The 12,729-nt window shown below is 56.9% G+C and carries 11 protein-coding genes; 3 read left to right on the plus strand and 8 right to left on the minus strand.

The window, feature by feature from the left end; translation table 11 throughout:
• Nucleotides 1-10: 10 nt before the first annotated feature.
• From ybeY to MB824_RS02230, 3 genes are all read left to right on the plus strand, one after another.
• Nucleotides 11-526, plus strand: a complete 516-nt coding sequence (gene ybeY / locus MB824_RS02220; RefSeq protein ID WP_238745560.1) for an rRNA maturation RNase YbeY — start codon at nucleotides 11-13, stop codon at nucleotides 524-526.
• Nucleotides 526-1,371: an HlyC/CorC family transporter gene (locus MB824_RS02225; RefSeq protein ID WP_238745562.1), complete on the plus strand. Its 846-nt coding sequence runs from the start codon at nucleotides 526-528 to the stop codon at nucleotides 1,369-1,371. Before ybeY ends, MB824_RS02225 begins: the two co-directional genes overlap by 1 nt.
• 70 nt (nucleotides 1,372-1,441) lie before the next feature.
• Nucleotides 1,442-1,975, plus strand: a complete 534-nt coding sequence (locus tag MB824_RS02230) for an RDD family protein (protein WP_238745564.1) — start codon at nucleotides 1,442-1,444, stop codon at nucleotides 1,973-1,975.
• A 187-nt stretch (nucleotides 1,976-2,162) separates the two neighbouring features.
• On the opposite strand, the gene MB824_RS02235 is transcribed toward MB824_RS02230, so the two are convergent.
• The 8 genes from MB824_RS02235 to MB824_RS02270 all read right to left on the minus strand — a co-directional run.
• Nucleotides 2,163-2,984 (minus strand): substrate-binding periplasmic protein, encoded by an 822-nt coding sequence (locus MB824_RS02235; RefSeq protein ID WP_238745566.1) that lies wholly within the window; start codon nucleotides 2,982-2,984, stop codon nucleotides 2,163-2,165.
• A 73-nt stretch (nucleotides 2,985-3,057) separates the two neighbouring features.
• Nucleotides 3,058-3,510 (minus strand): chemotaxis protein CheX, encoded by a 453-nt coding sequence (locus MB824_RS02240; RefSeq protein ID WP_238745568.1) that lies wholly within the window; start codon nucleotides 3,508-3,510, stop codon nucleotides 3,058-3,060.
• A gap of 72 nt (nucleotides 3,511-3,582) precedes the next feature.
• A complete protein-coding gene (locus MB824_RS02245; RefSeq protein WP_238745570.1) occupies nucleotides 3,583-3,948 on the minus strand; it encodes a response regulator in 366 nt (121 codons plus the stop codon).
• Nucleotides 3,949-3,964: 16 nt separating this feature from the next.
• Nucleotides 3,965-6,055 (minus strand): ATP-binding protein, encoded by a 2,091-nt coding sequence (locus tag MB824_RS02250; RefSeq protein WP_238745572.1) that lies wholly within the window; start codon nucleotides 6,053-6,055, stop codon nucleotides 3,965-3,967.
• A 646-nt stretch (nucleotides 6,056-6,701) separates the two neighbouring features.
• The gene (locus MB824_RS02255) at nucleotides 6,702-7,736 is read right to left on the minus strand and encodes a hypothetical protein (RefSeq protein WP_238745574.1); all 1,035 of its coding nucleotides are present in this window, start codon (nucleotides 7,734-7,736) and stop codon (nucleotides 6,702-6,704) included.
• A gap of 165 nt (nucleotides 7,737-7,901) precedes the next feature.
• The gene (gene ubiD, locus MB824_RS02260; protein ID WP_238745592.1) at nucleotides 7,902-9,380 is read right to left on the minus strand and encodes a 4-hydroxy-3-polyprenylbenzoate decarboxylase; all 1,479 of its coding nucleotides are present in this window, start codon (nucleotides 9,378-9,380) and stop codon (nucleotides 7,902-7,904) included.
• Between the two features lie 91 nt (nucleotides 9,381-9,471).
• Nucleotides 9,472-11,421, minus strand: a complete 1,950-nt coding sequence (locus MB824_RS02265) for a TonB-dependent receptor domain-containing protein (protein WP_238745576.1) — start codon at nucleotides 11,419-11,421, stop codon at nucleotides 9,472-9,474.
• Nucleotides 11,422-11,600: 179 nt separating this feature from the next.
• Nucleotides 11,601-12,729 (minus strand): TonB-dependent receptor plug domain-containing protein (locus tag MB824_RS02270; RefSeq protein ID WP_238745578.1); only part of this gene is annotated, 1,129 nt, incomplete at its 5' end.

Raw genomic sequence — 12,729 nt, forward strand, 5'->3', positions numbered from 1 at the left:
CAATCCAACCATGAAAAAAGCCAAACAATATCCCTTTTACCGCATCTGGCAGCAACGTTTCCGGCTGCATAGCGAAGACCGCTCGGGCTTTCCCGGCCTGCCCGCCGCGCAGCAGTGGCGCCGCTGGATCTGGCAGGCACTCAAGCACGACGGCTCCCGCGCCGAAATCGGCCTGCTGCTGCTGGACGAAGCCGAAGCCCGTGCCTACAATCGCGACTACCGCGGCAAAGACTACGCCACCAACGTGCTCAGTTTTGCTCTGAACGAAGGCGAAATCCTGCCGCCGGAAGACGACGGCGTTTTGCGCGGCGATTTGCTGATCTGCCCGCAAGTCGTCGCCCGCGAAGCCGCCGAGCAGGGCAAAACCCTGACCCAGCACTGCGCCCATCTGGCGGTGCACGGCACCCTGCATCTGATGGGTTACGACCACATCGACGACGCCGAAGCCGAAGACATGGAAGCGCTGGAAACCCGTCTGCTCGCCCAAATGGGCTATCCCGACCCTTACGCACAGGAGCGCGACTGATGGATACCGCCGGCAAACCGGAAAGCCTGCTTGAGCGCCTGCGCCGCCGTTTCGGCCGCCACCGCCGCGAAGCCCGCGCCGAAGACATTCTGCAGATGCTGCAGCAGGCGCGCCGCGAGCAAACCATCGGCGCCGACACCCTGCAGCAGCTGGAAAACGTGCTGCGCTTCAGCAGCATGAGCGTGCGCGACGCAATGGTCAGCCGCGCGCGCATGGACGTCATCAAAACCACCGACAGCATCGAGCGCATCATCGGTTATGCCGTTGAAACCGCCCATTCGCGCTTTCCGGTCATCGCCGATGACAAAGACCACGTGCTCGGCATCCTGCATGCCAAAGACCTGCTCAAATACACTTTGAATCCCGAACATTTCCGGCTGGAAAACATCCTGCGCCCCGCCGTGTTCGTACCTGAGAGCAAAAGCCTGCACGCCCTGCTCACCGAGCTGCAGCAGCAGCGCAACCACATGGTGATCGTGGTGGACGAATACGGCGGCATCAGCGGTCTTTTGACCTTTGAAGACCTGATCGAACAAATCGTCGGCAAAATCGAAGACGAGTTCGACGAAGACGAAAGCGCCGACAATATTTTTCCCGTTTCCGCCGAACGCTGGCGCATCAAAGCCGCCACCGAAATTGCCGACATCAACGCCTTTTTCGGCACCGATTTGAGCAGCGAAGAAGCCGACACCATCGGCGGTCTGCTGATCGAAGAACTCGGCCACCTGCCCGGCCGCGGCGAAAAAGCCCAAATCGGCAGCCTGCTGTTTACCGTCGCTCGCGCCGACAAACGCCGGCTGCATACCCTGATGGCCACCCGCGTCAAAGACGAAGCCTCCGCCTAAAGCACAGCCCAAGTTTCAGGCTGCCTGAAAATCCGGTTTTCCCATCCGAATCATTCCGACAGAGCCCACCATGAACCGTCCCGCCCCCCTGCCGCGCCGCGCCGCCGCGCTGATTTACGAAGCCCTGATGGTCGGCGCCGTCAGCGCGGCAGCCGGGCTGGCTGCGGGCATCGCCAACACCCTGATCGTGCGCCTTCTTCCCGCCGCCACCGCCTTAACCGTACCGCTGACCGGCCTGCTGCTGCTGGCCGGCTGGTGGTACTACTTCAAGCTCAACTGGCTGCGCGAAGGCCAGACCCTGCCGATGCGGGTGTGGCGCATCGGCCTGGCCGACACCGCCGGCGGCCGGCCGACGCCGGGCCATTATCGCCGCCGCTTCGCCGCCGCCGCCGCGCTGCTGGTGGCGCTGCCGCTGGCCGCCTACGCCGCCCTGCGCCGCGCCGGCATCCCGCCCAAACCTGCCGCCGCCGCCGCGTTGTGCTGGTGGATACTGCCGTGGGGCTTTGCCCTGTTAAACCGCCGCCGCCAGTTTCTCTACGACTATTGGGCAGGAACGGAACTGACCGATTTGCGCGACGGAGCGCGGCAGGAAGCGGGTAAATAAAACTGCAGATGGTTTTCAGGCTGCTTTGCCTTTACAGGCAGCCTGAAAAACGGCACGTTCGTTATCAACCCCATACGGCAGCGGGGCAGCGGGGCAGCGGGCACTCTGCCACCGCAGCGTTTGGCCGGACGGATAAATTTCAGGCTGCTTCAATTTCTTGAAGCAGCCTGAAAACTTTGGCGGCCGGTTATCTGTTCGATGTCGGTGTCGGTGCCGAAGCGCTTTGGGCTTCGGTCGAGAACCATTTCTGATAGATCTTATCGTAGGTGCCGTCGGCCTTGATTTGCTCCAAACCGCGGTTGAGCTTGTTGAGCAGTTCGGTATTACCTTTTTTCACTGCCAAAGCATAATGTTCTTTAGGCAAGGTGTTGTCGCTTACTACACGCAGCTTTTGTTCTTTGTAGTTATTGGAGTAATAGTACAAAGGACCCAAGTCGGCGAATGCACCATCAGCTTCTTTAAGCATCACTTGGCGGACTGCCTCCCACACAGACGGGCTTTGAACCACAGTACCGTTGCCGGCCTGCAGTTTAGCCAAGGTAGACTCCCCCACTGTGCCGACTACTGTAGCAATCTTTCTGCCTTTTACGTCGTTCAATGAAGTAATCGGGCTGTTTTCAGGCACAATCAGACCCAGTGATGTTTCAAAGTGTGAGTTGGTAAAATCAACGATAGTTTTACGCTCGTCGGTAATTGAAATTGCGGAAACCGCGATGTCTGCACCATTACCTAAATCTTCCAGCATACCCACAAACGGGTGGGGAACGAAGTTTACTTGAAAGCCTTGTTTGTCACCGATGGCGGTAACAATATCGATACCGAAGCCGGATGGGCGGTTGTCGGCATCCGCCATCACAAAGGGCGCAAAGCCGCGGGACTCGAAAAATACGTTTTGCACGGGGCGGGTATCCTCCACAAGGTTTCCCGCAGCCGATGCGCTTTTCGTTTCGCTGTCGCCGTTGCCGGAGCCGCCGCAGGCTGCCAAAGAAAACATTACCACCAGGGACATAAAACGCCGTAATGAAATCATTATAGTTCTCTCTCTACTGTGTAATTGAAAAAACGGTTAGGGCAGCCTGAAACTATTTGCGCAGGCTGATGACGATGGCGGCGCTGCGGTTGCGCCAACTAATCGGGATAACGAAGGAGCGGTCTTTACGCGGCAGCAGAATTTCGTCGGGCGCACCACGTAATACGATGGGCACCGAAATTTCAAATTCTTCGCCAAATTCGCTGCGGGCGTTGCCGGCAATGGTATTGGCCACTTCGCCCACCAAATCGACCATCAGGGCTTCGCTGGTGTCTTTTTCACCGAGCAATACCAGTAAACGCTCGAGCAGCTCGCGCGGTGCGGTGAAATAGACCACGCCTTGGTTTTTGCCGGAAATGGCAATCACGCCGGTAAAGTCTTTGGCGGACGGGACTTTGTTTTCAATCAGATAAGGGGTGCCGACCACCAATTCTTCGCCGATAATCATTTGGGCGAAGTATTTTTGCACGCCATCGATAAATACCTGTAACTTTTCTTCTTTCATTTTCTAACCTTACTTTTCGAATCGGGATGTTTCAGGCTGCCTGCACAAGCACTGCGTGCAGGCAGCCTGAAATTACTCTTCCAGCATTTCTTCTAGCGCATGGAACAAATCTTCGTCGGAAAACGGTTTGTAAAGAAAACCGCGCGCGCCAAGCTGCAGGGCTTTGATGCCGGTCGCCTTGTCCGACAAGGCGGATATCACCAGAATATTGGCGTCTTCATCCATGCTGGTAATCTGGTAGATGCATTCCAAACCGTCCATTTTCGGCATGGTCAAGTCCATCGTAACCACATCGGGGCGGTGCTGGCGGTACAGTGCGACGGCCTCTTCGCCGTTGGATGCCGATGCCACCACTTCAAAATCCATTGTGCTTGAGCCGCGTGAAATGCGATTGCGGATAACGTTGGAGTCATCAACAATCATAATGCGTTTTGCCATGGTTTAAATCCTTCTCTCAATTTTTTGGCAGGGTAAAGCTGAAGCGGGTATAACCCTGTGGGCGGCTGGTGACGTTTACCGTTCCTTTTAGTGAAACCACGCGGTCTTTGATAATGTCCAAGCCCACGCCCCTGCCGGCATCTTCGGTGCTCTTGTCGGTAGTGGAGAAACCGGGGCTGAACAGCAGGGAAACCAGCTTCCGCTTGTCCAATTTGGCGACTTCGTCCAAAGTGTATTTGCCTAGATTCACCGCTTTTTGCGCGATGGCGTCGTAATCGATGCCGTTGCCGTCGTCTTCAACAGTCAGCAGGAATTTGTCGCCTTGCTCCTGCAGGCTCATGTGGACGTGGCCGACGGGCAGTTTGCCGCGCTTGTTGCGAACGTCCGGCGTTTCAATACCGTGCACCACCGCATTGCGCAGCAGTTGGATGGCGATTTCGCCGATCACGCCGTCCACCGTATCGCTGCCGGTGCTTTCCAAGCCGCTGTAGGTAAAGGCGGCTTCTTTGTGGTTACGCTTGGCGATGTCGGCAACAAACATAGCGTAGCGGCTGTTGTTGCTGCGCGGAGCCGCAGCTGCTTCGTTGCCATTTAAGACGATGGGCGCATTGCTGCCGATTTTCGCCAGCAAATCTTCAATGGTGTGGTTCAAGCGGATCAATTCTTCCAGCTGCACCGCCAAGCCGAGGAAGTTTTCACCTGACAACCTGGGTGTCTGCTTCAGACGGTTCAGGTTGGCCTCGAAGTTTTCCGCCATATTGGTAAAGCCGCTTAATTTCAGCGCGGACGATTCGCCTTTCATGCTGTGCACTTCGCGGTAAATGGCGTCCACCTTACCATGCAGCGAGGCATTGTCTTCGCCTTGTGATTTAAGCACGGTATTGATGCTTTGGATGTGGCGGTTGGTATTGCTGATAAAGTCGTTCAGAGAATCGCGGTCGGCCTGCAAAATGGTGCTGAGCATTTCCAGCTGCACGTCGTTTTGCTCGCGCTCCTGCTCCATTTTCTGTTCCAAAAGCACGGCATCGGTTACATCTTCCACGTTTACCAGCACGCGGGTAATGTCCTTACCGTGATAAACGCGGCGGAAATTGAAGTCCAAAAAGCGCTCTTTCTCGTCGATATTCACTTTTTGGCGGATCAGGGGGTTGAGCGAGGCGATCAAACGCTCTTTGGTACGCGCATTATAGAGCTGGCCGATGAAGTCGTTGGCGGTGTTCAAGTCGGAAGTATTGATGAAGCTGGCCAACACATCGAGCAAGTTTTTGCCGCCTACGCCTTTCTGGCCGATAAGCGTTTCGAGCTGCTTGGAGTATTGCGAACCGATGGTCAGGTTTTTGTCCACCAGGAACAGACCGGTAGTTACCGTATCCATAATCTCGGTGGTTTCTTTTTTCGCTTCATCTGCCAATTTGTCAGCGGTGAGCAGTTTGCGGATGAAGTAGCTCAAGAACAGGGCAAGGTACAACACCGCACCCACGATACCAAAAACCTCTACGTTTTTTAATTGGGCGGAAAGTTGTTCCAATTTGGCACGCTTGTCTGCCAGCAAGAAATTGGTGATTTCGGTAAAGCGGGCGTTGTTGTTTTGCAGACTCAATAACGCAGCATCAACCAGAGCAGCATCGGCAGTGGGGTCTTCGGCTTTTTTGAGATATGCATCTACGATGAGTTTGGAATCTTTCCATTTTTTCACCATCTCCGCCATCATGGCTTTTTTCTCGCCTTTATCGAAGGCGTCCACCAAGTATTGCCTACCGTCAATGGAAAGATAATCGCCGCCTGCAGCGATAGCCTGCAGCGAACGCGAAAAAACGTCTTGCGATTCTTTGGCGCGTTTTAACGCACCTTGCACCACGGGGCTTCGCGGGTCTTGGTGGGTATTGAGCATGAGTAGCTGGACGTTTTCCAGCAATTCGCCATACGAGTTACCCATTTCGGCGGCAACGTAACTTTGGATGGAGTCTTCTTCAATCTCGCTGGAAATGTTGCTGGCATAAATCAACAACCCCGCCAGCAATACAACGAAGATACCAATGGAGATAATCATCCCCTGGTACCGTTTTAAACCGGTGTAATCGGTTTTGGGCGCGGCATTCTCACTCATGGATTTCCTTTCGTTCGATAGAAACGTGTTTTCAGACCGGCAAAATGGCAAGCAAACAAATCGATGCCCATCCAAAAATTACGCAAGCAAGCTTAACGCATTGCGGGCGGATTTATTTTGCGGATGGGTAATACGAATGACGGCATAGCATAGTGTAAATATGACGTCTGTTTACTTTCTTAAAATTTTGTAAATTATTACAAAAAATCTTGCGCAAAACAAGTTGCGCAATAGCTGCCTGCTGAAACATCTCAGAATTTAAATGGATAAATATTTACAAGCAAAATTCGTGCATATTTTTGCCAAGCACACCCTGATATGCCAGACTGTTTTTTTCTATCGGATTTTAATGTGATTTTCCCCGTGAGTCGGGCAGTTTGTGCGGATACGGGCACCATGTACTGCGGCGAATCGGCATCGACGGGATAATAAATATGCCCAATTGCAGCCTGAAAACAGAATTTTCCGCTTTCAGGCTGCCTAGGGCGTGTTGACATTTAACTTTTGCAGCGGATTTTTCGTCAGAAAATGGCAGATGTAAGGCAAAAATGCGAGCCTATGCCGCCCATAGGCGAGTATTTTTAACGCGGCAGATGCCGTTTTATGGCGAAAAAGCCGCCAAAATGTTGATTGTTAATACGCCCTATCACCATCGGCGCAATTCTTTGTTCACATCAAAGCGGTTCGGGGCTTTGGGATTTTTGCGCAGATAATCCCGCGCTTGCAGCAGCTGTTCGCGTATCCAGCGGGCAAGCGGGATGGGTGCGTCGTATTCATCGGCAAACACCGAATTGGGCGCGACAAACCGCCGCTTGCCGTCCGCGCTCACCAGAAACTCGGTATCCGCTGCGCGCTCGCCTGCGTGCTCGCCATTGGTATAAAAACTCTGCAAGCGGTAATACGGCTGGGCGGCGTTGGGGCGTTCGACGATGTGGTAACGCACGTTCAGCTCGTCCGCATCGGCGGGCGAAATCTTGTTGCAGAGCGCGAGCCGTTGCAGCACGGTCAGGCGGTTGAAATAGTCGGCGATGCGCTGCTCGTGCGGGGTGTAGCGGTAGGGGTTGGGGTAATACAGCCCGTCTCGTTTGATGTCGTCCGCCGCTGTTTTCAGGCTGCTGCCTGCGGTAACTTCGCCTTTTTGGTTGATGACTTCGCTCACGGCATCGGGCGCGGCGGGGGCGAGCGTCCAATGTTCGTCGTCCGTCCATTCTTTTTTCCAGCCGCCGCGATAGACGGTGGCATAGCCGTGTTCAAACGGGGTGGCGAAATCCCACTGCGCGGGGGTGGCGCGGCTGCCGTCGCGGCGCACAAAGCCGACGCGCCCTTTTTCCACATAGCGGCGCATGCCTTCCTGCCAGTAGTCGCAGCCGTTGTCATACTCGATGGGCGAATATAAATATTGCCCCGTGCGGCTGAATACATCGCCCACATCGGCAGCGATGGCATCGTCGCGGTTTTCGTTGAAATGTTCGGAAAAACAGATTTCTATGGTGTGTCCGCGGATGGGGCGTTTGTCTTCGGTGTAGTGGTGGGCGATGACTTTTACCGGCGCAATCACTATGCGCCCTGATGCGGTTTTCACGCCGATTTTGTCTTTTTGCGGGTAGAAATAAAGCGGCTCGGCTTGGGAGAGCGCGGCGGCGAATAGCAGAGCGATGGGGACGATGGTTTTGCTGGGCATGGGAGTTTCCTTTTTTTCAGGCAGCCTTTGGGTTTTCAGCAGGTGGCTCGGGCGGCAAACCCGATATTTTTTTACATTGCGCAGTTGTTGGGTCTCAACTCAATATGCTCATTTGACGATTAAGGCAGCCTGAAAGCGCAAATCCGACTTTCAGGCTGCCTATCATCACAAGCCCAACTCCCCCCACATCGAATCTACTTTCGCCACTACACCGGCATCGCGCTCAATCACGCGCCCCCATTCGCGTTGGGTTTCGCCCGGCCATTTGTTGGTGGCGTCCAAGCCCATTTTGCCGCCGAGTCCGCTCACGGGGCTGGCGAAATCCAAGTAATCAATCGGCGTGTTTTCCACCAGCACGGTATCGCGCACGGGATCCATGCGCGTGGTGATCGCCCAGATGACTTCTTTCCAGTCGCGCACGTTCACATCATCATCTACCACAATGATGAATTTGGTGTACATAAATTGGCGCAGAAACGACCAGCAGCCCATCATCACGCGCTTGGCGTGGCCGGCGTATTGTTTTTTCATGCTCACCACCGCCATGCGGTAGGAGCAGCCCTCGGGCGGCAGGTAGAAATCGGTGATTTCGGGGAACTGTTTTTGCAACAGCGGCACGAACACTTCGTTCAACGCCACGCCCAACACGGCGGGTTCGTCGGGCGGTTTGCCAGTGTAGGTGCTGTGGTAAATCGGGTTTTCGCGCATGGTGATGCGCTCCACCGTAAACACGGGGAAGTGGTCTTGCTCGTTGTAATAGCCCGTGTGGTCGCCGTAGGGGCCTTCCAGCGCGGTTTCATTGGGGTGGATTACGCCTTCGAGCACGATTTCGGCGCGGGCGGGTACTTGCAAATCGCTGCCGATGCATTTCACCAATTCGGTGCGCGAGCCGCGCAGCAAGCCGGCAAACTGGTATTCGCTCAAAGTGTCGGGCACGGGCGTAACCGCGCCTAAAATAGTAGCAGGGTCGCAGCCGAGCACCACCGCCACGGGATAGGGCGTGTCGGGGTTTTCCTTGCGGAATGCCTGATAATCCAGCGCGCCGCCGCGATGGGCGAGCCAGCGCATGATAAGTTTGTTTTTGCCGAGCAACTGCTGGCGGTAGATGCCGAGATTTTGGCGTTTTTTGTGCGGCCCGCGCGTTACCGTCAAGCCCCACGTTACCAGCGGCGCGACATCTTCCGGCCAGCAATGCTGAATCGGCAGGCGGGTCAAATCCACTTCGTCGCCTTCCCACACGATTTCTTGGCAGGGCGCGTTTTTGACGACTTTGGGCGCCATGCTCCAAATGTCTTTCAAGAGCGGCAGCTTGGAAAATGCGTCCTTGATGCCTTTGGGCGGCTCGGGTTCTTTCAAATACGCCAGCGTCTGCCCGATTTCGCGCAGCTTGGACACGCTGTCCGCGCCCATGCCCATCGCCACGCGCTCGGGCGTGCCAAACAGGTTGGCCAGCACGGGAAAATCGTAGCGGCTACCGTCGGGGCGCACGGCGTGTTCAAACAATAATGCAGGCCCTTCGGCACGCAGCACGCGGTCGGCGATTTCGGTCATCTCCAAATGCGGCGACACGGGATGGGCGATCCTTTTCAGGCTGCCTTGCGCTTCAAGCATTTGGATAAATTCGCGCAGGTCGCGATATTTCATGGTGGTTTCCCCATGCGTGTAAGTGTTTTCAATCATGCTTTAAAAGGCAGCCTGAAAGCCGTTTTGATGCTTTCAGGCTGCCTTAAGCCGGTTAGAAACGGTAGTTTACCGCCAACCGGACATCGCGGCCGCTTTCAGGCAGGGCATTGCCGCCGGAGATGGCTGCATCGCGTTCGCTGTGGCTGTAATACTGTTTGTTGCCGACGTTGTTTATCGAAAAATTGACATTCAGGCTGTCATCGGCCAAGGGCTGCCAGCTGGCGTACAGGTCGTGGACGCCGTAGCCCGCGCGGTGTGGCGACAGGGTTTGGCGGGTGCGGTTGGTGGTGCAGCACCAGCCGCGTGCTTGGGCGAAACGGCCGCGCCAGCCGATTTCAAGCTGCGGGCGGGCGAATTTGTAGCTCAGGCCGGCGTGGTACTGGCGTCCCATCGGAAAAGCCAGCGCGGCGTTGTCGGCGATTTTGCCGTTCAGGCGCGGGGTGCTGTAGGACATGCCGGCGCGGGCGTGCAGCCCCTGCCAGCGGTAGGCGGCGGTGATTTCGTAGCCGGTGTTGGTGAATTTGCCGCTGTTGGTCAGCACGTAATTGACGGGGGCGATGTAGTCTTTGACGGTCTGCCGATACAGGCTGCCTGAAACGGCAAATCCGGCATGGCGGAATTTGAATCCGGCTTCGGCGGTGCGGGCGTGGACGGCTTTGATATCGTCGGCCAGGCGGGTGTTACCCAAGGCCAGCATAGCTTCCTGCAGGCGCGGACTGCGGCTGGCGGTGTTGTAGGACGCGTTGAGTGAGAAGTCGGGGCTGATATCCCATACCGCGCCGATGCTGGGATTGAAGCGGCCGACGGAGCGGGCGGCGCCTTTTTCCGGCGTGTAGCGGAAGCGGTCGTAGCGAAGGCCGGTGGTCAGGGTAACGGGGCTGAACTGCCAGATGCCTTCGAGATAAACGCCGCTGTCGATTTTTTTCTGGCTGCTGCTGGCGGCGTTGTGCGCAGCGATGCTGCGCCAATTGATACCGTATTTGAGCGTGAGCAGGCTGCCGATGTCGCTGGTCAGGCCGAAGTTGGCGCCGGTGGTGCGGATGGCGCCGTACATCGGCACTTTGCCGCTCATAATCGGCGGCACGCCGGGCGGTACGGGGGCGTTGGGGTTCAGCGGCTGTTTGTCGTCGGTGATACGGCTGCGGAAAATATTGGCTTCGATTTCGCGGGCAAAGGGCAGGCGGCCGAAGTATTCGAGATTGGTGGTGTCCTGCGTGAAGTCGGTACGCATCGGCGGCTGGTTGGCAAACTCATTGCGCAGGGCGCGGTCGCCGTCCACTTCTTCGCGGCGGTGGCTGAGCACTACCCTGTTGGCTTCGTCGAAGTGGTAGCCGATTTTCGCCAGATAGCCTTTGCTGTCTGCTTCGGTGCCTTTGATTTTGTTGCCCTTACCGTCTTTATAGTCGCCCTGGCGGGTGAAATTGACGCCGGCAAGCAGATCGAGCGCGTCAAAGCGCGCATAGCCGGTGATGCCGGCGGTAAAACCGGTATTCGAATAAACGCCGCCATTGATGCGCGCGCCGACGTTCCGGCCGGGCTTGAGCAGGTCGGCGGCATCGAGCGTGGTGGCGCGGATGCGGCCGGAAGTGGCACCGATTCCGGCGCTGGCCGAGCCGGTGCCTTTGTCCACACCGATGATTTTTACCAGCGCCGGATCAAGCGCCATACGGCTTTGGTGGTGGAATACCGGTGTGTCGCCGGCATTGGCGTTGTCCACTACGATATCGATTTGGTCTTCGGCTACGCCGCGGATGCTGACCCATTGCGAAGTGCTGCCTTGCCCGCCGCCGAACTGGACGCCGGTTTCGTCGCGCAGCGTATCGCGCAGGCTGACGGCGGTGGAGCGGGCAATGGTTTTGCTGGTTACCGGCGCACGGGCGCTGCTCTTACCCTGCACGTTTACCGTTTCCAATTCGCTGTTATCGGCAAACGCCGGCAGCGCCAAAGTTAAAGCCAGCGGCAGCAGCGCCAGCCTGAAAATACGAATATGCTGTTTTTCCATCAAATTTCTTCCTTCGTTGGGTTCGGGCGGCGCAAGCTGCCGCGCAGCCGGCGCGATAATGCCGATTTCTGCCCATAAGTGCAAGGATTGGTAAAGCGGCCTTTACAAGCGTGCCAATGTTTTCAGGCTGCCTGCAGGGACAAGGCAGCCTGAAAAACACGCGGCGGGCGGAGCGGCGTTTAAAAAGCGTATTTCACACCGCCGTAGAAATAGGTGCCGACGTCGCTGCCGAGTTTTTTGTCGACTTTGCGGTTGAACACATTGTCGATGCCGCCGTAGAGGCGGATTTGTTTTTGCGCGCCCAGAAGGTAGGCGGCGTTGAGGTTGGTCAGGGTGTAGGACTTGGTGCGGTAAAACGCCTGCCCTTCCTGATACTGCTGGCGGCCGACGTGTTTGAGCTGCACGCCCGCGCTCAGGCGTTCGGCCTGCCAGTTGAGGCCGGCGGCAATCAGGCGGCGCGGGCTGAAATCGAGTTCGCGGCCGGTGGCTTGGTTGCGGGTGCGCAGCTCCGTCCAGTCGAAGCTGGCGCTAAGCTGCGGCGTGATGCGGTAGTTCAGGTTCGCTTCGATGCCGTGGCTGCGCGCCTTGCTGACGTTTTCAAAGGTGTAGTAGCTCAAACCGGCGGTGGCGGGGTTGGCGGAGGGGCGGCTGACTTGGGTGATGCGGTCTTTCATCCGGTTGTGGAACAGGTTGACGCCGTAGGACAGCCGGCCGGCCTTGCCCGACGCGCCCAGTTCGTAGCTGACCGACGATTCGGGCTTGAGCTCGTAGGCGGTTTTGCCGAATCGGCCGTCGATGGTGTCGGCACCCAGCTGCATGCCGGCAGGGGTTTGCTTGTGGACGAACAGTTCGCGCACGTCGGGCACGCGGTAACCCTGGGCGATGTTGGCGCGCAGGCTGAAGGCGTCGCCGAATTTTTTCACCGCGCCGACGCGGAAGGTGGCTTTGTTGTGGCTCTTAGCATCGCGCGCTTGGTTGTTGGCGTCGGTGTAGGCGTCTTTTTTGTAGCGGTCGTAGCGGCCGCCGACGGTAAACGCCCAACTGTCGCCGAGGGTGAAATCGTCCTGCAGGTAAACGGCGGCGGTGGCTGCTTTGCGGGTGTTGAACTCGTTGCCCGGCGCCAGCACGGTGGCTTCGCGGATTTCGCGGCGGTATTCGAGACCGCCGGTGAGCAGGTGGGCGGGGGCGATCTGCCAGTTGCTGCTTAATTCGTAGCCGGTAAAGGATTGCTCGAGTGTGCGCAGGCTGGCGCAGCGGCCAAGCCGGGCGTAAAGCATGCAAACCAACAGGTTTTGGCAGCCGAAGCCT

Origin of the sequence: Kingella pumchi (assembly GCF_022288825.1) — a bacterium.
GTDB lineage: Bacteria > Pseudomonadota > Gammaproteobacteria > Burkholderiales > Neisseriaceae > Kingella_D > Kingella_D pumchi.